Here is a 21,270-nt window from a genome sequence, read left to right as displayed (position 1 = left end):
ATTGGTTACAAATTGCTCCATCCATGTGCGCGATGCGGACCAGCCCCTCGAAAGCGGCGAATCTCCCGCACCGCAACAAATGGCATACCTTTCCCCACAGCACAGTCGTCCTCCAGATGAGCGACGGCGGGTCCGAGGTTAACAAGATGTTCACTCAGTTCATTGCGCGTATCGACATGTATTTCCGCGCCCGGGCGACCGAGCAGGCGCTGCGGAGCCTCACGGACGAAGCCCTCTCCGATATCGGCCTCCTCCGGGCCGATATCGCCAAGATGAGCGCTCAGGCCACGCCGGTCCGCACCAAGACGGCGGCGGCCTTCCCCCTGTTCTCCGAAGCCATGTTCCCGGTATCCGGCCTGCGGACGGCTTGATCCGGCCCGTCCACGCGACCGGGACGGACAAAGAAACGAAAAAGGCTTGCGGGGTCGTCAGGACCGCGCAAGCCTTTTTCACGTCCGGAAAGGGTTGGTTCAGGCGGCGGGGGCGGCCGGCAGGGTAAAGGTCTGCGGTGCGTGTCCCTCGGCGCGCAGGGCCTCCATGAGGTCGCCCGGGACGAGATTGAGGGTGCGGGTGCTCACGAGGGGATGCACGTTGATCCGCGTCTCCGCGAGCAAGCTATCCTGAAGGAAGATCTTCACGCTCTCGGGCGCGGCATTGACGGCGGCGAGGGGCGAAACCGCACCGCTCTCGACGCCGAGCACCTCCCCCAACGCCTCTGCGCTGGCGAAGGACAGACCACCGCGCGCGCCGAGAACGGCCCGGAATGCCTTGAGATCGACCTGGGCGTCGTGCTGGAGCGTGACGAGGAAGTAGGTCTTCTTCCCATCGCGCAGGAACAGGTTCTTCGTGTGCGCCCCCGCGATATCGCCGCACACGGCCATCATCGCCTCGACGGTCAGGACCTGCGGATGCTCATAGAGCTTGTAGGCGATGCCGCGCTCGCGCAGTCGGGTCAGGAGGTCGTCGGAATTCAGGGCCATGGGGCTCCCTCAAGGGATGGATGGACGGGTGGGCGGTGCGAGGACGCCGATCTGACGCAGGTGCGCCAGGATCTCGCGGGCCGCCTCGTCGGGATCGGGATCGACGAGGAGCCGGCCGCTCGCCGCCGTGCCGGCCTCCCCCGTCGCCGCCTTCAGGCGTTCGGCGGCCGAACCGCCCGTGGGCGCACCCTTCACGAGTTTCGGACGGCGGCGATAAGGGCGCTCCTCGACCGTGGGGCCGGTGCCCTCCACCGTACCGGGAGCGGCGTCCAGGGGCACGATGGTGCCGCGCCGGGCCTGGCCGTAGGCATACGCGAACGGCGCCGGCGCATCGGGATGGATCGTCACCACGAGGGGGCCGCGCACGAGGACCCGGCGCAAGGCGCCGCGTCCGAGGCTTTGATCGAGGCGCAGGGTTCCGGCCTCGTCGTCGGACGCCATCGCGACCACGTCGGGGATCAGGGGCAGATCCAGGGTCTCGGCCAGGGCGTAGGGCACGAGGCCCGTCTCGTCGCCGCCCTGCCCGCGCCGTCCGGCGAGGATGAGGTCGGGCTTCGTCGCGGCGAGGCGGGCGGCGAGGGCCGGCACCGGGTCGACCCCGTCCGGCACGACGATGTGCTCCCCTCGAACAAGCCCCTGGCCCAGGGCTTCGCGCAGGACCGCCTGCTCGGGGCCGGCATGGAGCCCGAGGGGTTCACCGAGGCCGGCGGCGAGGCGGATCGCCTGCGCCTCAAGGCGCGACAGGACGGTGGCTCCCGAGACCGGATGCCGGCCCGTCGAGACGAGAACCGCGATCTTCATGCGACCTGTTCCCCTGCATCCGCCTCCACCGCGAGCCGCCGCAGCAGGGCCTCCATCACGGTTTGGGCATCCTGCACGATGGCGAGCCCCGCCCGTTCGATCATCGCGGCGTGGAGATCGGTGTTGACCGCCACCACGTGCTCGCAACCTGCGACCCCCTGGAGATGCTGCGGTGCACCTGAGATTCCGAGGGCGAAATAGCAGGTCGCGGCCAGCACCGTACCCGACGCGCCGACCTGGGTCTGGCGCGGCATCAGCCCGGCATCGCACAGGACGCGGCTGGCGCCCGGTGTCGCCCGCAGGGCGGGGACGAGGCGCCGGAAGGTGTCGAGATCGCGGATGCCGTTGCCGGCGGCCGTGACGAAATCCGCGAGCGTCAGGGGGACCGTGGCCGGGTCGGCGGGGATCCGCGTCGCCGCCAGGATCGGTCCCGTCCGCCCGGCCATGGAGGCGGCCTCGACATCGAGGAGCCGCGCCTCGCGCGGTGGCCCGCCATACTCCGCGACGGCATCGGGCGCCACCGTGGTGAGGAGACCGGGCATGGCCCGCTGTTCGACGCGTCGCCCCCGGGCCGGCCGGATCACGCCGGTGGCGGCCACGACCTCGGCGTTGCCGAACAGCGGCGCGCCCATCCGCGCCGCGACCCTGCGGGCGAGGTCGCCGCCGTCGAGGGATTCGGGAAACAGGACATGACGCGGCGCCAGGGCCCCGAGCGTGGCCGCCAGGCGGGCGGCCCGGGCGGCGGGATCGTACGCCGCCGCGTCATCACCGAAACGGACCCAACGATCGGCCCCGGCGGAGCCGATGCCCTCGCAGGCGTCCGGAGCGAGGATGACCACGCCACCGTCGCGCCCGGCGAGCGTCCGGGCGGCACCCAGAACCTGTCGGTCATGGGCCGAGAGACGGCCCCCGGCGGCGTCCGGAACCACGGCGATGAGGAAAGCGGGGGCTTCCAGGATCAGGATTTTCGGCGCGACCGCCTCGGGCGCCGCCTGCGGACGCGGAGCGAGGACCGGTCCCTCCCCGCGCGACACCTGTCCGATCTCGTAGCGCGGGCGCACGCCCCCGGCGACGCGCTGGCCCGCGCGCTCGGCGCGGGGATCGCGGCGCGGACGTCCGCCGGTCGCGCGCTGGGTCCGGTCGTAGCGGGGGCGGGGCGAGGCGCCATCCGAACGGGCGATCTGCTGGGCTGCCCGCTCGGCGCGCGGGTCGCGACGTAGGCGGCTCATCGTCCGGCCTCCACGGACTGGAGGAGCAATTCGGCGATGTCGCGAATCTCGGCCTTCCGGTCGGGCACGCCCTCCAGCATCGCCGTGCAGGAGGGGCAGGCGACGGCGACGATGCCGGCGCCGGTCTCCGCCGCTTGGGCCATGCGCAGGTCGGGGATGCGCCGCTCGCCCGGCACGTCGCTCACGGGCGCGCCGCCGCCGCCGCCGCAGCACATGGCCCGGCGGCCCGAGCGGCCCATCTCCCGCCGCGACACCCCGATGGCGTCGAGGACGGCGCGGGGTGCCTCGGTCTCCCCGTTGTAGCGGGCGAGGTAGCAGGGATCGTGATACGTCACCGACACGTCTTCGAGGCGGTTGGGGACGAGTTTCCCGGCGCGGATGAGTTCGAGCAGGAAGGCGGTGTGGTGCATCACCGTGTAATGGCCGCCGAAGGCCGGGTATTCGTTGCGCAGGGCATGGAGCGCATGGGGATCGGCGGTGACGATCCGCCCGAAACGATGGCGGGCGAGAGTGGCGATGTTCGCCCTCGCCAGGGATTGGAACGTCGCCTCGTCGCCGAGCCGCCGGGCGAGGTCACCGGTGTCGCGCTCCTCCGCCCCGAGCACGGCGAAATCGACGTTCGCCTGACGCAGGAGCCGCACCAGGGCCCGCAGGGTGCGGCCGTAGCGCAGGTCGTAGGCGCCTTCGCCAAGCCAGAGCAGCACGTCGACGCCGTCCCGCCCGTCGAGCACGGGCAGATCGAGGCCGGCGGCGAAATCCGTCCGGGCGGCGAGGGAGCGTCCGCCGGGCTCGCCGGCCTGGCGCAGATCGGTCACGGGGCCGACGGCCTTCTCGGGCAGCGCGCCGCGTTCGAGGGTCTGGTGGCGGCGCAACGACACCACGGCATCGACATGCTCGATCATCATCGGGCATTCCTCGACGCAGGCCCGGCAGGTGGTGCAGGACCACAGGGTGTCGGGATGGATGCGCGCATCCGGTCCGATCAGCCGGGCGAGAGGTCCGCGCTCCCCCTCGGCCTCTCGGCCGCCCGGATAGGGATTGCCGGCATAGGCGGGCTCGGCCGGAGACAGGCCCGCCACGAGGTCCTGGATCAGCCGCTTCGGGTTGAGGGGCTGGCCGGCGGCGAAGGCCGGACAGGCGATCTCGCAACGGCCGCAGCTCACGCAGGCATCGTACGAGAGCAGGCGATTCCAGGTGAAATCGGCCGGCATCTCCGAGCCGAGGCGCGGGGCGTCGAGGTCGAGGGGCTGAAGCGCCGTATCGGGGCGGCCCTCGAAGCGGCCGGGCCGGGGATGAGCCACGAGGTGCAGGGCGCCGGCGGCGGCGTGCCGCATGGGGCCGTGCCGCACCTCGAAGGCGAGGCCGAGTCCACCCGCCGCCGCGAGCAGGAGAGCGAGGGGCGCGAGGACGCCGCCGCCGCCACCGAGGGCGAGGAGCAGGGCCGTAAGGGTGCCGCCGGCCGCGTAGGCGACGAGCAGAAACGGCAGGATCTGGAAGCGCCCGGCGGACAGGCGCTTCTGCTTTTCCGGATACCGCCGAGCACCGACGAGGAAGGAGCCGACCGCCGTCACCGCGAAGGCGAGGGCCACGAGGACCCAGTAGATCCGCGAGCCGGCGAGCGGCGGCAGGATCGCGAGGGCGGTGAGGACAGAGGCCGCGAGCAGGCCGCCGGCCACCACCGCATGCATCCGCGACGCGTAGGCATCGCGCGCCACCACATGGTGGACATCGACGAGGTAGCGGCGCGGCAGCTTGGCCAGACCATCGAGCCACGCCACGGGGGCGGCGGCACCGGCCCGCCACAGGGCCGCGCGACGCCACACCTGAACGAGGGCCAAGGCCGCCATGGCCCAGACGAGACCGGGAAAGAGCGTAGTCAGGAGAACAGGACCGGTCATGACGAATCGTCCAGGCTGAGGCGTTACGGCCGGTGCTGTGCGCGATGGGTGGATGCCGGATCAGATGTCCTTGCACAGGCGCAGGGCGTCGTAGATCGCCGCATGGATGTTGCGGCCCGCCACGGCATCACCGATGCGGTACAGGGCATAGCCCGACGACAGGTCGTAGGGCTGCGGCTCGCCGCGGATGAGCGCGTCGGGATCGATCTGGCCCCGGTTGACCGAAGCGTCCTTCAGTCCGCGATACAGACCGTCGACGGGCAGGGTGCCATGATCGACCACGATGCGGTCGACGAGGCGTTCCTCCTCGGCATCCGTCATGGTGTTGCGCAGGGCCGCCACGAAGCGGTTGCCCTCGGGATAGATCTCGATGAGCTCCATGTTCGGCGTCATCACCACGCCGAGCTTGTAGAGTTCGCGCAGGTGGATCGGCTGATTGGTGGTGCCGACCTCCTCCGCCACCATGCGGTCGTGGGTGGCGATCTCGACGAGGCAGCCGCGCTTGGCGAGTTGCTCGGCCACCGAAGACGCGTTGTGCTGGCCCATCTCGTCATAGAGCAGTACCGAGCCCGTGGGCTCCACGGCGCCCGTGAGCACGTCGGTGGTGGTCACGGCGAATTGCTCGGCGCCCTTGGCATGGCCACGGAACGGCGTGCCGCCCGTGGCCACGATGACCACGTCGGGTTTCTCGGCAAGCACCGCCGCTTCGGTGGCCTCGGTGTTGAAGCGCAGGTCAACCCCGAGCTTTGTCACCTGGGACACGAGCCAACGGGTGATGCCCGACATCGCCTCGCGCCAGCCGGCCTTGGCCGCGATGGAGATCTGGCCGCCGGCCTGGGGCCCCTTCTCGAACAGCACCACGGCATGGCCGCGCTCGGCGCAGACGCGAGCCGCCTCGAGGCCGCCCGGACCGGCGCCGATGACCACGATCCGGCGGCGGACATCCGCCTTGCGGATGTCGTGCGGCATGGTGGCCTCGCGGCCCGTGGCGGCGTTCTGGATGCAGAGGGCGTCGCCGCCGACATAGATCCGGTCGATGCAGTAGCCGGCGCCCACACATTGCCGGATGTCGTCGGCCCGGCCCTCCGAGAGCTTCTTCACGAGGTGCGGATCGGCGATGTGGGCGCGGGTCATCGCCACCATGTCGACATGCCCCTCCGCGACGGCGCGGGCGGCGGTGGCGAGATCCGTGACGCGCTGGGCGTGGAACACCGGCACGTCGACCTCGCGCTTGATGGCGCTCGGCAGGAACAGGAACGGCGCCACCGGGAACGACATGTTCGGCAGCGAGATCGCGTGGGCGATGTGATCGCGCGCTTGGCCGCCGAGCACGTTGAGGAAGTCGACGAGGCCGCGCTTGGCGTATTCGGCCGCGATGGCGACGCAATCCTCCTGGGACAGGCCGTCCGCAATCATCTCGTCACCCGACATGCGAATGCCGATGACGTAATCGTCGCCGACCTCCGCCCGCATCGCCTCCAACACCTCGATGCCGAAGCGCATCCGGTTCTCCAGGCTGCCGCCGTACTTGTCGGTGCGCTGGTTGACGGAGGGCGACCAGAACTGATCGATGAGATGGCCGTGGGCGGCGGAGACCTCGCAGCCGTCGAGTCCGCCTTCCTTGCAGCGGCGCGCGGCCTGGGCGAAGCTCTTCACGATCCGGGCGATATCCTCCTCCTCGATCTCCTTCGGGATCGTGCGAGAGGCGGGCTCGCGCCGGGGCGAGGGCGAGACCGTGGGGAGCCAGTGCTCCGTGTCCCACTTGGTGCGCCGGCCCATATGGGTGAGCTGGATCATCAGCTTGCCGCCGTAGCCGTGCACCCGGTCGGAGAATTGCCGGAAGAACGGGATCACCGCATCGTCGGCGACGGAAATCTGGTTCCAGGGTGCGGCCGGGCTATCGGGGGCGACGGAGGAGGAGCCGCCGAACATGGTCAGCCCGATGCCGCCCTTCGCCTTCTCGGCGTGATAGAGCTGGTAGCGCTCCTGGGGCTTGCCGTCGCGGCCATAGCCGGGCGCGTGGCTCGTGGACATCACCCGATTGCGGATGGTGAGGCCCTTGATGGTGAGGGGTTTCAGAAGCGCGTCGGCATTGGCGATCAAGGGACGACTCCCGAAGGCAGGACGATGATCTGGAGAGAGGGAGCGGTCGGCGGGCCGGGCCTGCCCGGCCGGCGCCGTCAGCGCTCGATGACGAGGTCGCTCGTCGGCTTCGAGCAGCACAGCAGGGCCATGCCGGCATCGATCTCGCGCTGGCGGATGCCACCGGCATGGGCCATGGTCACGGTCCCGGTGGTGATCTTCGACTTGCAGGTGCCGCACAGGCCCTTCGCGCAGGACGAGGGCAGGCGGATGCCGGCCTTGCGGGCGGCATCCAGCACCGTCGAGTCCTCGGGGCATTCGAGCACCCGGCGGGTCTTGGCGAACTCCACCCGGAAGGTGCGCATGGCGGGCGCGGCACCGGCCTCGGCATCGAGTTGCTCGGCCGCCTCCGATGCGGCCTCCTGCTCGGCTTGTGGCAACGCGCCGAAATCGAAGCTCTCTTCGTGGTGCCGGGCCATGTCGAATCCGGCCCCGGCCAGCATCGCTCGGACGGCATCCATGTAGGGCTTGGGGCCGCAGACGAAGACCTCGCGTTCGCGGAAGTCCGGCACGGCCTCGCTCAGGATGTCGAGGGACAGGCGTCCCTTGAATCCGGCCCAGGCCTCGGCCGGCGAGTCGGTCTCGCAGACCGCGTGGACGCGGAAGGCCGGATCGAGGCGCGCCATGGTGTCGAGTTCCCCCCGGAACACGATGTCGGCGGGGCTGCGGGCCGAGTGCACGAACGCCACGTCACGGCCACCGCCGAGGTCGTGGAAGGTACGGGCCATGGACATCATCGGGGTGATGCCGCTGCCGCCCGACAGCAGCAGGTACTTGCCCGCCGGGTGGTTGAAACAGGAGAACTCCCCCATGGGGCCGAGCGCCCGCACGGTGTCGCCGACCTTCAGGGTGTCGTGCAACCAGTTCGAGACCGGGCCGCCCGGCACGCGCTTGACCGTGAACGACACCGTGTGCGGCCGCGTCGGCGCCGAAGAAACTGTGTAACAGCGGTGGATGGTCTCGCTGCCGATCTCGAACGAGAAGGTCAGGAACTGGCCCGGAGCGTAGGCGAACAGCCGGGGCTCCCGGGGGGCGAGCACGAAGGTCTTCACGTCGTGCGTTTCGTCGCGCACGGCGACGCACAGGAGGGCATCGTCGGCTTCCGCATCCCAGGGCGCGGAAGCCACGAGGCGCGCGGCGGCCGGCTCGGCCGAGACAGGAGCCGACGACACGCTCAGCGACCCAGATGCGCGGCCATGCGGCCGACATACCAGTTGCAGAACTTCTCCACGAGCATCTCGGTGTTGGGCGAGTAGGGGCCGGGCTCATAGGCGGGGCTCTGGATGCCCTGATGACAGATGCCGACGAGCTCGCTGTCCTGATCGTTGGTGGCCTCCCAGACGGCCGTCAGGTTGGCGAGGTCGTAATCGACTCCCTCGACGGCCTCCTTGTGCACGAGCCACTTCGTCCGCAGCAGCGAACGCTCGGCATCGAGCGGCAGCACCGAGAAGGTGACGATGTGGTCGCCGAGGAAGTGGTGCCAGGAATTCGGCTGGGTCCAGACCGAGAGGCCGCCGAGCTTGGCGCTGGTGAAGTCGCCGAGCAGCTTCTTGCACGCAGCCTTGGTGTCGATGGTGTGGGACTCGCCCTCACCGTCCAGGGGCAGGCGCTCCGTACGGAAGCCCGTGATCATGGTGTCGAGCTCGTCGATCTCCCGTGACGGCAAACCTTCGGCCTCCCACTCGGTGTGGCGGGTCTTCAGCAGGCAGCCGTACCGCTCGGCATTGGCGCGATCGTGCTCGTCCATCTCCTCCGGCGCGAAGCCGAAGCCGTAGGCGAACAGCGGCACGGTGAGTTCCGGATGGTTCGCCCCGCAATGATAGCACTCGCGGTTGTTCTCCATCGTGAGCTTCCAGTTGCCCGGCTCGATGATGTCCTTCTGGAAGGCCACCTTTGTGTTCCGAACGTTGTGCGGCTCGATGTAGGGCGCGAGACGCTCGGCCATCTCGTCGAAATCGGCCGGCGGCACGTCGGCGAGGCAAACGAAAAGCAAGCCCGCGAGCGAACGGATATGCACCGGCTTGAGACCGTTGCAGCCCTTTTTGAAGTCCGGGCCCATATGCTCGGCGTGGATGAGATTGCCGGTGAGGTCGTAGGTCCAGGAATGGTAGCGGCACACGAGGTTGCCGACCGTGGACTTCTCTTCGTGCACGAGGCGGGCGCCGCGATGCCGGCAGACATTGTGGAAGGCCCGGATTTCGTTGTCGTCGTCACGCACGATGGCGACGGACGTCTTGCCGATATCCACGACCATGACGTCGCCGGCCTCCGGCACGTCGGGTTCGACACCGACATAGATCCAGTGCTGGCCGAAAATGACCTGCATATCAGCCTCGAAGATTTCGGGACTGAGATAGAAGGGCGCGGGCAGCGTGTAACCGCGCCGGCGCTCACGAAGGAGGTGCTGCAGAGGGGTCGGCGTGACGTCGAGCATAGGGCCTCCGAGCCGTCTTGAACGGTTCGACTATCGCCGCCCGCCCGCCTGCCCGCTGCCACCGCAGCGACACTCGCTTGGCCCACCGCGACGTGCGGCCGGTCCGGATTCCGGCGGCCTCCGCAAAGTCCAAGTATCCCTGGATTCTCCCCATCGTACCCGCCACGGACCTCGTTCACCGACGACATGACCCAATCGAGGAATCTTGGATCGGCCATCCATCGCGGTCCCTTGATTGGAGAGATCGGATGCCCGGGCGGCCCGAACCGCGCCGGAGGTGAGACGGGCGGGGCGACGACCGGTGCGGGTGGGCTGAGCCGAAAGGCGATTGAGAATTCGCCTCCATGTCGGCTAGAGATTTCCGACGGGATTCATATGGTTTCCGCTCGATCGAAACCGAAACCGCGTCACAGGAGCCCGCACGGCGCTCGAGGACAATCGAACTCCGCTCGTTCGGAGGGATGAAACGGAGCTCGCATGACACGGATGATGCGCCAATTGACTCCATCCGACGATTGAAAATCTTGATGGTCGATGAGCGGGTGCGCGCCGAGGCGCATGATTATCATACGAAATCCTTCTTGGACCTGGGCGAGGCGCAGATCACCGATGCCCTGGCAACGCGTCCCGCCCGCGCGCCCGATTACGAAGCCGAAGTCCGGATCCTATCGGAATTGGCCGCCGCTCTGGCCGTCAGCCCGGAAACGGTCCTGCAGCGCCTCGTCGATCTCCTCGTGACGATGGACGATCGGGCCGGATCGGCCGGGATCAGCCTGTTCGAACCAGACGGGGGCGAGGGCCACTTTCGCTGGCACGCCATCGCGGGAGCCTGGGCCGCGTATCTCGGTGGAACCATGCCATTCGGCAGGAGCCCGTGCGGGGTCGTGGTGACCCGCGATGCCCCGCTGCTGCTCGCGCAGCCGGCGCGATGCTTCCCCGAAGCCTCATTCGAACCGCCGGTCCATGAACTGTTGCTCGTTCCGTTCCATGCGGGCGATAAGCCCGTGGGGACCCTCTGGGTCTGCGCCCACGAAGCGGGAACCGCCTTCGACGGCGAGGATCTGCGGTTGCTCACGCGCCTGACGCGCTTCGCCTCCGCCGCCTTCGTCATGGTGGGCGCCCTCCGGGACGCGCAAGCGGCGCGCGACGGCGTGGAGCGCCGGGTGGTCGAGCGCACCAACGCCCTCACGGAGGCCCACGACGCGCTGCGCGCCATCGAGGCGCGCCATCGTGTCGAACTCGAACGGCTCGTGCGCGATCGGACGACGGAACTACAGGCGAGCCGCGACCTGCTTCAGGCGACACTGGACAGTTCCACGGACATAATCCAGGTGTTCGAGGCCGTCCGCGACGCGTCGGGCACCATCGTCGATTTCCGCTGGCGCTTGAACAACCACACCTCGGAGCGCCTCTACGGCGAGGTGCGCGGACAAAGCCTGCTCGAACGCAATCCCGGGGTTTTGAAGGAAGGCATCTTCGAGACCTTCAAGCAGGTGGTGGAGACGGGCCGCCCCTCCAGCGACGAACGCCATTACACCCACGAACAGGTCGATGGCTGGTTCTTCCAGTCCGTCGTGAAGCTCGACGACGGTGTCGCGACCACCTCGAAGGACATCACGGCCTGGAAGGCGGCGCAGGACGAGATCCTGCGCTTGCGGGACGCGGTGGCGCAGGCCAAGGTCGTCGCCAACGAAGCGAAGTACAGAAACCTGTTCGATTCCATCGACGAAGGCTTCTGCATCGTCGAGATGCTCTTCGACGAATGGCAACGGCCGATCGATTACCGCTTCCTCTCCGTGAATCGGGCGTTCGAGAAACAGACCGGGCTCAGCAACGCGACGGGCATGACCGTGAGCGGGCTGATCGCCGGGAACGAACCGCATTGGTTCGAGACCTACGGGCGGATCGCCCTAACCGGGCAGCCAGAACGCTTCGAGGCCCGGGCCGATCCCCTGGGACGTTGGTACGAGGTCTTCGCCTTCCGCATCGGTTTGCCGGAACAGCGGCAGGTCGCGATCCTGTTCAAGGACATTCTGCCACGCAAAAAGGCCGAAGCGGCGCTTCGGGAGAGCGAGGAGCGGTTCCGCGCCTTCGTCACCGCGAGCTCCGACCGGGTCTACCGGATGAATCCGGACTGGACCGAAATCCGCCGCTTGGAGGACGGCGCGTTCTTCGGCGACGGCAATGGGCTATGCGGCCTCTGGCTGGACGACCCCCTGCACCCCGACGATCGGGAGAGGGTTGACGCCGCCATCGCGGCGGCCATCGCGGCCCGCTCCCTGTTCGAACTCGAGTATCGCCTGATTCACCCCGACGGCTCCGTGGTATGGATCCTGTTCCGGGCGGTGCCGATCCTCACCGAGACGGGGGACGTCCGGGAATGGCTGGGGACCGCCAGCGATGTGACGGCACGCAAGACGGCCGAGACGGCCCTGCGCGCCAGCGAAGAGCGCCTCACCCAATTCGGCGAAGCCTCCTCGGACGTGCTGTGGATTCGCGACGCCGCGACGTTCCAGTGGATGTATCTGACGCCGGCCTTCGAGACGATCTACGGCGTCGACCGGGCGACGGCCCTCTCCGGTGACAACATGCTCGGATGGATCGAGATGATCGTCCCCGAGGACCGCGAGCACGCCATGGCGAGCCTGCAGCGTGTCCGCCTCGGCGAGCGCGTCACCTTCGAGTATCGCGTCAGCCAGCCCCGCGACGGTGCCATCCGCTGGCTGCGCAACACCGATTTCCCCATGCGCGATGCCAAGGGCGCCGTGTGTTGGATCGGTGGCGTCGGCCGCGACATCACCGAGGAACGGGAAACGGCCGCGCGCATGAGTATCCTCGTGGCCGAACTCCACCACCGCACCCGCAACCTTCTCAGCGTCGTGCGGGCCATGGCCGACAAGACCCTGCGGCGCAGCACCGATCTCCCGGACTTCACCGTGCGTTTCGGGACACGTCTCGCCGCCCTCGCCCGTGTTCAGGGTCTCCTGTCCCGCCTCGGCGAGGGGGAGCGCGTCACCCTCGACGACCTGATCCGCAGCGAGGTGGCCGCCCTCAACGGCGACAGCGGCCGGGTCACGCTCCTCGGGCCATCCGGCGTGGCCCTGCGCTCTTCGACCCTCCAGACCTTCGCCCTGGCGCTGCACGAACTGGCGACGAACGCCGTCAAGCACGGCGCTTTCGCGCAGCCGCAGGCCTCCCTCGAAATCCGATGGTCCGTGGACTGCGTCGAGCCCGAGACCGGCCCCTGGCTGCACATGGATTGGCGCGAGCGCGGCGTCGTCATGCCGGCGGATCGCGGCGCGCGCGAGAGCGGGTCGGGACGCGAACTCATCGAACGCGCCCTGCCCTACCAGCTCGGTGCCCGAACGACCTACGTTCTAAGGCCGGACGGGGTCCACTGCACCATCGCCCTGCCTGTCTCCGACCGTACAGCCAAGGGAAGGGTGACCGCCTCCTGACCGCGCCGAGGTGTGACGGTGCGCAAGGCGGATCAGCCCGCTGGCGCGATCACGACGCGCTTGCCTTCGAACCGCGTTTTTGATTGCTCGTGGTGGTGCAGGCGTTGGCTTCCGTACCCGCGTTCAGAGTTCGTATCTTTAGGACGCCCTGCCCGTTCGCCTGGATGAAAGAACCCTTCTCGCTCGCCGCGGGGGGGCGGCCCGAGGCCCACGAAAAAAGGCGCCCCCACATGCGGGGACGCCCTTTGCCGAATCAATAATAGAAGCGGCGTGGCCGTCCGTAATAACCGTAGACCGGAGGCGGCGGCGGAAAAGGACGATACCCGTAAGGACCGCGGCCCCAATAGGGCGGCGGTCGCCGGTTGGGGCGGCATTCGCCCCAGGGATTGGGATGCCAGCCGGGGCCACAGCCGCCGGCGACCCGCTCGACGGTCGCGTCGCCCTCGATCATTCCAAGGGGGCCGGCCGTGAAGGGGGCGGCCTGCGCCGCGGTTGCGAGACCAAGGCTGCCGGCGAGCACCGCAGCCATTCCAAGCACCTTCGCGTGCTTCATGACGGGATTCTCCAAGGTCGCTCCACCCGACCCATCGGGTGGACAGGGCGAGATTGGTCCCCACCGGGTGAATGGACCCTGACCGGATTGCGGCGAGGAGGCGGCAATGCCCGCGCACGGAAAGTACGGCCGGCGCCTCAGATCGCGCGTGAGGCCTTCACATGGGCATTGGCGCCGAAACGACCGATCTCCAGGTGGATATGATGGAGCGGCACCACCCGGGCGGCGGCGCCGCGCTCGATGGCTTCCTTCGGCATACCGAACACCACGCAGCTCTCCTCGTCCTGCGCGACGGTGTGGGCACCGGCCCGGCGCATCTCCAACAGGCCCGTGGCGCCGTCGTCCCCCATGCCGGTCATGATGATGCCCAGGGCGTTGCCTCCGGCGCATTGCGCGGCGGAGCGGAACAGCACATCGACGGACGGCCGATGGCGGGAGACCAGGGGACCGTCCTTCACCGCCACGGTGTAGCGTCCGCCGTTGCGCTGAAGCAGCATGTGGCGGCCCCCCGGCGCGATGAGGGCGCGGCCGGCCCGTACGCTGTCGCCGTCCTCAGCCTCCTTCACCTCGATGGCGCAGAGCCCGTTCAGCCGCCGCGCGAAGGCCGCCGTGAAATGCTCGGGCATATGCTGCACGATGACGAGACCGGGTGTCTCCACCGGCAGCACTTCGAGGACGTCGCGCAGCGATTCCGTCCCCCCCGTGGAAGCACCGACGCAGATCACGGGTTCGGTCGTCGCCACCGGGCGCCCCGCGAGGGGGGGCGGGATCATCGCATCGGCCGACAGCTTCGCCTCGATGGTGCGCGCCGGCGGGCGCTGGCCCCGGAGCCGGGCGCGGGCAGCCCCACGGACGGCGTCGCAGACCCGCACGGACGATTCCATGAGGAACTGGCGGGTATCGACCCGGGGTTTCGGCAGCACGTCGATGGCACCCGCTTCCAGCACCTCGAACAGCATCCGCGATCCCTCCTCCGTCAGGGTGGAGCAGATGATCACCGGAATCGGCTTCTGGGCCATGATCTTGCGCAGGAAGGTCAGGCCGTCCATGCGCGGCATCTCGAGATCGAGGATGATCACGTCGGGCACGTCGTCCTGAATGCGCCGCGCCGCCACGAAGGGATCGGCGGCACTGCCCAACACCTCGATGTCGGGGGCGGCGGTGAGGATCGACGTCAGCGTCTGCCGCACGGAGGCAGAATCGTCGACGATCAGGACACGAATCGGTCTCGTGGCTGGCATGATGACGCTGCTTTCACTTCCGGAAGACGGTCGAGGAGATCTGTGTCATGTGGGTCAGGCCACTACCGGCCATCGATTCCGAATGGCCGACGACGATGTACCCCCCTGGACGGACATGGTCGGAAATCTGCTGCAGCACGGCCCGTTGGGTCGGTTTGTCGAAGTAGATCAGCACGTTGCGACAGAACACGACATCCATGTCGCGATCGACGTTGTAGCGGTCCGCCATGAGGTTCAGGTGTTGGAAGCGCACGCGAGCCCGCAGTTCGGGAACGATGCGGGCTTCCTGGCGACCGGGGTCGCGCGCCGTCATCACGTAGCGGCGACGGACCTCGGGCGGAACCGTCGCGAGCATCTCGGTGGTGTAGATCGCCGTGCGGCCAATCTTCAGCACCTCCGTCGAGACATCCGTGCCGAGGATGCTGTAATCGAGGTCCTGCCCGGCCGCGACCATGTCCTGAAGGACCATAGCCAGGGTGTAGGCTTCGGCTCCGATGGAGGCGGCCGCGCTCCAGAGCTTCAGACGCGTGGTGCCGGCGCGGCGGGTCGCCAAGCTCGGGACCAGTTGTTTGCGAAGCAGATCGAAATGCGCCGGCTCGCGGAAGAAGTCGGTCTTGTTCGTCGTGACGCAATCGACGAGATGAACGTATTCCTCGTCGAGATGGCCATCTTCGAAGAGATGCCGCCCGTAGGCGTCCAATCCGTCGAGGTCGAGGGCGCGGACGCGCTTGCGCAGGCGTCCTTCCAGCATCGTGCGTTTGGCCGCGGGCAACTGAATGCCGACCTCGGTCTCAATGAGGCTGACGATCGAGCGAAAGTGGCGTTCGCTCAGGCCTTGGTTCAAGCTCGACATGGGACTTCAGGCGGCGCGGGCAGGCGCGAGCAGGGCGCTGCTTTCACTCGACATCAATTCGGGAAGATCGAACACCACCACGAAGGCGTCGCCCTTGCGGCCGATGCCGGCGATGTAGTTGGAGCGCCAGCGGCCGCCGACCTCGGGGGCACGCTCCAACTCGCTGCCGTCGAGTTCGGTGACCTCGAACACACGGTCGGCCACGAAGCCGACCCGCATGGGGCGGCCCTCCATGGGAATGTTCAGGAGGATGATGCGCGTGGCGGGCGTCGGCGGAACCCGCGGCAGCCCGAGCTTCGTCCGCAGATCGATCACAGGATAGCTCTGGCCCCGCACGTCGATCATGCCGATCAGGAACTCGGGCGCCTGGGGCAGCGCCGAGACCTCGCGATAATCGAGAATCTCATGAACGTACTCGATATCGATTCCGAAGGTCTCGCGATCGAGACCGAGGGTGAGGTACTGCCAGACGCTCGACATGGGATCTCCAATTCATCATCCCGGGCGCCGAAAGGCTAGCCGGTAAAGGGTTGATCAAGTGTGCCGCTCCCAAGCCTGGGCGCTGGCCGGCATGGGACACGGCGCGAAGCCCCGTGTCCTCAAGCCCGGTCTCCGCCGACCTCCGGTCGGTTCCTTCGGAATGGCGGAGTCGGGTCGTCCTCGGGCACCGCGCGGGCTTTACGGCCCGGCGAGCGCTCCAATCGGGTGGATGCCGGATCAGACGCTGCGCCTGAACTCGGCGTCGTGCTCGTCCTCGCCGCCCATGTCGAAGGCGAACCCGCCCGACTTGGACCCTGCCGTCCGGCGCGGAGTCGCCGCCACCTTGGGCGAACGCACCACCGCCGAGGGCGCCCGCATCCGGCTCGCCGTCTCACGCAGCTGCGTCGCCGCCACATCGACGCTGTGCAGGCTCGCCCCCGGAGCATTGGTCCGGAAGTAGGCGACCGTCGCCTGAAGCCGGTCCGCCTGCGCCGCCAGTTCCTCCGACGTCGCCGACACCTGCTCGGAGGCGCTGGCGTTCTGCTGCGTCACCTTGTCGAGTTGCTGGATCGCCTGGTTAATCTGGCCCGACCCGACATCCTGCTCCCGGCACGCCGCCGTGATCTCCTCGACCAGAGACGCCGTACGCTTGATGTCGGGAACGAGACGCCCGAGCATGTCGCCCGCTTCCTGGGCCGCCTTCACAGTATCGGCCGAAAGGGTGCCGATCTCGGCCGCCGCCGTTTGTGATCGCTCGGCGAGCTTGCGCACCTCGGACGCCACCACGGCGAAGCCGCGTCCATGCTCGCCCGCCCGCGCCGCTTCCACCGCCGCGTTCAGGGCCAGGAGATCGGTCTGACGGGCGATCTCCTGCACGATGGTGATCTTCTGGGCGATGGTCTGCATCGCATCCACGGCCCGACCCACGGCGATCCCGCTCGCCTCGGCGTCCTTGGCGGATTGACGGGCGATGCTCTCGGTCTGGCTGGCGTTCTCGGCATTCTGCTTCACGTTGGCGGCCATTTCCTCCATGGAGGCCGAGGCTTCCTCCGTGGACGACGCCTGCTCCGACGAGCCCTGCGACAGTTGCTCGGCCGAAGCCGACAGTTCCTGACTGCCGCTGGCCACATTGTTGGCGGCCGCCGCGATCGTGACAGCAAATTTCGTCAGACTATCGACCAGCGTGTTGACGGCATCCTTCATCCGCTGATGGTCGCCTTCGCATTCGATCTCGACCCGTTGCGTCAGATCACCCTTGCTGACGAGTCCCAGGACGCGGTTCCCCTCGGAAATCGGCAGGATGATCGCGTCCAGCATTCTGTTGATGCCCGAGACGAGTTCCGCAAAGTCACCGACGTATCGATTGGCTTCACCCCTTTCACTCAGCTGCCCGGCGGTGGAGGCGGCGATGAGCCGATTGATCTCGGTGGTGATCGCCCGGAGATTTGCCCTCAACGTTTCGACTGTTTCGTTGATGAAGGCTTTCTTGCCGGGGAACTGCTCGAGCGGCGCATCGAAATTGCCTTCGCCGAACGCCTTGATGCAGGCCATGGCCTTCTTCTTCACGGCGATGTGGCCGGCCACCATGTCGTTGATCCCCTGGGCCATCAGGGCAAAATCACCGTCGAACCGATCCACGGCCACGAACACGTCGATATCGCCTTTGTCGTGCTCGGCCGACATTCGGTTCATTTCCGCGATCAGGCGCTTGAGATTGCCCCTCAGACGCTCGATCGTGTTGTTGATGAAGGCCTTCTTACCGGGAAGTTGCTCGAGCGGCGCATCGAAATTGCCTTCGCCGAACGCCTCGACACAGGCCATGGCCTTCTTCTTCACGGCGATGTGCGCGGCCACCATGTCGTTGATGTCTTGAGCCATGACGGCGAAATCGCCGCTGAACTTAGTCGCAGGCACAACCACATCGATGTCGCCCTTGTCGTGCTCCGACGACATCCGGCCGATGCAATCGCCGAGGGCGATGGCCGGACGGGTCGCCGCTTCGAGCAGCTCGTTGACGGCCATCAGGATGTCCCTGGCGTTTCCAGTCGCCGTCCCAAGGCTCGCGCGCGCGGATAAATTGCCGCCGGCAATCGCCTGCGTGAGGTGACGCATTTCGTCCAGGGCCGTTTGAACCTTCGAGGATCTCCTTAAGTTCACGAAGAGGGACATGGGATTTCCTTCAGAATGAATGAGGCTAACTTGAAGAACTAGAACAGACGCAGACGAGATACGACGCGAACGATAATTTCGTCGATCCAGACGCCATAGCGGCGCCCGTGCGGAGTTCGTGTGAGAGCGGTTTCCGTGTTTTCCTAGATCACGGAAACCGCTCTATTTCCTTGACGAAACGCCTATCCTTTTGCCGAACCGGCAGCCGTTTCGACTGAAAATGCCCTAGTTCATCGATCCAGACGGAGGCTTCAGCCGTGTCTGGGAAACTTGATGCAAAGACAAAAGCCTCGTGCTCTGGCGCATGAACGAAGTGATTGCGTCACAGCACTAGGCGCTGCGCTTGAAGTCGGCGTCGTGCTCGTCCTCGCCGCCCATGTCGAAGGCGAACCCGCCCGATGCCGGCTGCGACCGGGCGGGCCGGCGCGGCGCCGCCACCTTGGGCGAACGCACCACCGCCGAGGGCGCCCGCATCCGGCTCGCCGTCTCACGCAGCTGCGTCACCGCCACGTCGACGTTGCCATGGCTCGAACCGGCCTCTTCGATGCGGAAGTACGAGATCGTCGCCTGCAGACGGTCCGCCTGCGCCGCCAGTTCTTCCGACGTCGCAGAGACCTGCTCGGAGGCACTGGCGTTCTGCTGCGTCACCTTGTCGAGTTGCTGGATCGCCTGGTTAATCTGGCCCGAGCCCACATCCTGCTCGCGGCACGCCGCCGTGATCTCCTCGACGAGCGACGCCGTGCGCTTGATGTCGGGAACGAGACGCCCGAGCATGTCGCCCGCTTCCCGCGCCGCCTTCACCGTGTCCGTCGACAGGGTGCCGATCTCGGCCGCCGCCGCCTGGCTCCGCTCGGCGAGCTTGCGAACCTCGGACGCCACCACGGCGAAGCCGCGCCCATGCTCGCCCGCCCGCGCCGCTTCCACCGCCGCGTTCAGGGCCAGGAGATCGGTCTGACGGGCGATCTCCTGCACGATGGTGATCTTCTGGGCGATGGTCTGCATCGCATCCACGGCCCGGCCCACGGCGATGCCGCTCGCCTCGGCGTCTTTGGCGGATTGGCGCGCGATGCTCTCGGTCTGGCTGGCGTTCTCGGCGTTCTGCTTCACGTTGGCGGCCATCTCCTCCATGGAGGCCGAGGCTTCCTCCGTGGACGACGCCTGTTCCGTCGAGCCCTGCGACAGCTGCTCGGCCGAGGCCGACAGTTCCTGCGAGCCCGACGACACGTTGCTCGCCGCCATAAGGGCTTCCGTCACCACGCCGCGCAGCTTCGTCAGCATCGTCTGCAGGGCGAGGCCCATGACATCCTTGTCCGACTGAACCGTTGCATCGACGGTGAGGTTTCCGCGTGCGATCTCGCCGGCCAGCTGGGCGGTGGCGTTCAGGTTGGCGGTCATGCGGTTCATGGCCGTCACGAGATCGCCGAGCTCGTCGCGCGAGGTCACGTCCACGGTCTTGCTCAGGTCGCCCATGGCGACGGCATCCGCGAGGGCCACCGTCCTGGCGAGGCCACGCGAGATCGAGAGGGCGAGCCAAGTGGCGATGGCGAGGCCGAGGAGGAGGGCCGCCGCCACCGTCGCGAGCAGGATGCTCTGCCCCTCGCTGGACGTGGTTCTCGCCTGGGTTACCGCCTGGATCATGCGACGGTTCTGGAACTCCGCCAGGGCATCGAACGCCCGAATGGTGGTCGTTCCCAGGGCCGCATACTCGCCCGAGGCCAGTTCGATGGCCTTGAGGGCGCTGCCCGGTTCGATGATCGCGAGAACCTTGCCGAACGCGGCCGACCACGCATCGAATTTCTGGCGCAGCCCGTCGCTGCCGATCCCGGCGGCGTTCATGGTTCCGATGAGGGTGTTCAACGCCTGGGCGACCTCGTCGCGGGTCCGCTTGCTCGCGGCGACGCGCTGATCGAGGGCCTGTGAGTTGAGGGCGCCGATGGTGGATTGCAGCTGCCCCCAACCCCGCTCGAAGCGTGCCTGGACCACGGCGGCATTCCGGATCAGGTCGGGCGAGTTGTGGAGATCGGGTCGGTTCAGAAGGGAATCGAATTCGGCGCGCAGGGCTTCGGTGGCCGGGCGTCCGCTGCGACCGATCTCTTCCCACGCCCGGGCGCCGGTGTTCACCCGGCTCATTTCCAGGACCTTGGTGGCCACCGCGCGTTGTTTCTCATACTTTTCCGACAAGTCTTCGTAGAGGCGCTTACCCTCCTCGCTGTTGATGTAGCCCTTGGCCTTGGCCAAGGCCGCGAGGGCATCCGCGCGGTTGTCCGCCACGCGCTTGGTAAACTCGGCCATCTCGGCATCGTCGGTGCTGATTACCACGGCGCGGGTGTTGGAGATGCCGCGAATGGCTTGCGCCTTTGCTTCCAGCACCAGGGCCTGAACCTCCGATCGGCTGACGACGAAGTTCATCGCCTCGTCCGATGCCCCGAGCTTCTGATAGCCGACCCCGCCCGCCGCAGCGGCGAGCATCAGCACGGCAGCGAAGCCGGCGGCGAGTTTCGTCTTGATGGTGAAACGCATGGCGGTATGTCCTGGGCGCCGTTGGTCAACGGATCGAAGTCATCGGGCTTGGGCGGAAGGCGTCGTCTGTCTGCTCGGGGCCGCTCCGGACCGGATCGGTCCGGAGCGGGTCGTCTTTGTCAGGCGCTGCGCTTGAAGTCGGCGTCCTGGTCGTCCTGGCCGCCCATGTCGAAGGCGAACCCGCCCGACTTGGACCCTGCCGTCCGGCGCGGGGCCGCCGCCACCTTGGGCGAACGCACCACCGCCGAGGGCGCCCGCATCCGGCTCGCCGTCTCACGCAGCTGCGTCACCGCCACGTCGATGTTGCCATGGCTCGAACCGGCCTCGTCGATGCGAAAGTACGAGATCGTGGCCTGCAGACGGTCGGCCTGCGCCGCCAGTTCCTCCGACGTCGCCGACACCTGCTCGGAGGCACTGGCGTTCTGCTGCGTCACCTTGTCGAGCTGCTGGATCGCCTGGTTGATCTGGCCCGAGCCCACATCCTGCTCCCGGCACGCCGCCGTGATCTCCTC

15 protein-coding genes and 1 pseudogene are annotated in these 21,270 nt (G+C 67.8%); 2 read left to right on the top strand and 14 right to left on the bottom strand.

Features of this window, described 5'->3' with window-relative positions:
• Positions 1-146 precede the first annotated feature (146 nt).
• Positions 147-371, top strand: coding sequence for a YjiS-like domain-containing protein (locus BM249_RS21720; protein ID WP_177232410.1), 225 nt, complete (start codon positions 147-149; stop codon positions 369-371).
• 99 nt (positions 372-470) lie between these two features.
• Here BM249_RS21720 and BM249_RS13125 read toward each other — a convergent pair whose 3' ends face one another.
• The 7 genes from BM249_RS13125 to BM249_RS13095 all read right to left on the bottom strand — a co-directional run bounded on the left by BM249_RS13125 (position 471) and on the right by BM249_RS13095 (position 9,484).
• Positions 471-980: a prolyl-tRNA synthetase associated domain-containing protein gene (locus tag BM249_RS13125; protein WP_091972506.1), complete on the bottom strand. Its 510-nt coding sequence runs from the start codon at positions 978-980 to the stop codon at positions 471-473.
• A gap of 9 nt (positions 981-989) precedes the next feature.
• Positions 990-1,781: an adenine nucleotide alpha hydrolase family protein gene (locus BM249_RS13120; RefSeq protein ID WP_091972505.1), complete on the bottom strand. Its 792-nt coding sequence runs from the start codon at positions 1,779-1,781 to the stop codon at positions 990-992.
• On the bottom strand, positions 1,778-3,010 hold the full coding sequence (locus BM249_RS13115; RefSeq protein ID WP_091972504.1) for an electron transfer flavoprotein subunit alpha/FixB family protein: 1,233 nt from the start codon (positions 3,008-3,010) through the stop codon (positions 1,778-1,780). Before BM249_RS13115 ends, BM249_RS13120 begins: the two co-directional genes overlap by 4 nt.
• Positions 3,007-4,908, bottom strand: a complete 1,902-nt coding sequence (locus BM249_RS13110; RefSeq protein WP_091972503.1) for a DUF3483 domain-containing protein — start codon at positions 4,906-4,908, stop codon at positions 3,007-3,009. Before BM249_RS13110 ends, BM249_RS13115 begins: the two co-directional genes overlap by 4 nt.
• A 60-nt stretch (positions 4,909-4,968) precedes the next feature.
• Positions 4,969-7,011 (bottom strand): NADH:flavin oxidoreductase, encoded by a 2,043-nt coding sequence (locus BM249_RS13105; protein ID WP_091972502.1) that lies wholly within the window; start codon positions 7,009-7,011, stop codon positions 4,969-4,971.
• Between the two features lie 77 nt (positions 7,012-7,088).
• Entirely contained in the window at positions 7,089-8,228 is a 1,140-nt protein-coding gene (locus BM249_RS13100; RefSeq protein WP_091972500.1) for an FAD-binding oxidoreductase, read from the bottom strand.
• Positions 8,225-9,484, bottom strand: coding sequence for an aromatic ring-hydroxylating oxygenase subunit alpha (locus BM249_RS13095; protein ID WP_091972499.1), 1,260 nt, complete (start codon positions 9,482-9,484; stop codon positions 8,225-8,227). Before BM249_RS13095 ends, BM249_RS13100 begins: the two co-directional genes overlap by 4 nt.
• Before the next feature lie 527 nt (positions 9,485-10,011).
• Here BM249_RS13095 and BM249_RS13090 point away from each other — a divergent pair.
• Positions 10,012-12,942: a PAS domain S-box protein gene (locus BM249_RS13090; RefSeq protein WP_244528745.1), complete on the top strand. Its 2,931-nt coding sequence runs from the start codon at positions 10,012-10,014 to the stop codon at positions 12,940-12,942.
• Between the two features lie 253 nt (positions 12,943-13,195).
• On the opposite strand, the gene BM249_RS13085 is transcribed toward BM249_RS13090, so the two are convergent.
• The 7 genes and pseudogenes from BM249_RS13085 to BM249_RS13055 all read right to left on the bottom strand — a co-directional run.
• Complete coding sequence (locus BM249_RS13085; protein WP_091972497.1) at positions 13,196-13,495, bottom strand: GCG_CRPN prefix-to-repeats domain-containing protein; 300 nt, start codon at positions 13,493-13,495, stop codon at positions 13,196-13,198.
• Between the two features lie 137 nt (positions 13,496-13,632).
• Complete coding sequence (locus BM249_RS13080) at positions 13,633-14,736, bottom strand: protein-glutamate methylesterase/protein-glutamine glutaminase (protein ID WP_091972496.1); 1,104 nt, start codon at positions 14,734-14,736, stop codon at positions 13,633-13,635.
• Positions 14,737-14,749: 13 nt separating this feature from the next.
• Positions 14,750-15,589 (bottom strand): CheR family methyltransferase, encoded by an 840-nt coding sequence (locus BM249_RS13075; protein WP_091972494.1) that lies wholly within the window; start codon positions 15,587-15,589, stop codon positions 14,750-14,752.
• Positions 15,590-15,595: 6 nt separating this feature from the next.
• Positions 15,596-16,069, bottom strand: a complete 474-nt coding sequence (locus tag BM249_RS13070) for a chemotaxis protein CheW (RefSeq protein WP_091972490.1) — start codon at positions 16,067-16,069, stop codon at positions 15,596-15,598.
• 237 nt (positions 16,070-16,306) lie between these two features.
• Complete coding sequence (locus BM249_RS13065) at positions 16,307-18,091, bottom strand: methyl-accepting chemotaxis protein (RefSeq protein WP_244528738.1); 1,785 nt, start codon at positions 18,089-18,091, stop codon at positions 16,307-16,309.
• 477 nt (positions 18,092-18,568) lie between these two features.
• Positions 18,569-20,758 (bottom strand): HAMP domain-containing methyl-accepting chemotaxis protein, encoded by a 2,190-nt coding sequence (locus BM249_RS13060; protein ID WP_091972487.1) that lies wholly within the window; start codon positions 20,756-20,758, stop codon positions 18,569-18,571.
• 119 nt (positions 20,759-20,877) lie between these two features.
• Positions 20,878-21,270: pseudogene (locus BM249_RS13055) on the bottom strand (methyl-accepting chemotaxis protein); the annotation flags it as partial.

This window comes from Methylobacterium gossipiicola (genome assembly GCF_900113485.1).
Taxonomy (GTDB): domain Bacteria; phylum Pseudomonadota; class Alphaproteobacteria; order Rhizobiales; family Beijerinckiaceae; genus Methylobacterium; species Methylobacterium gossipiicola.
This window is presented reverse-complemented; position numbering and strand designations above follow the sequence as displayed.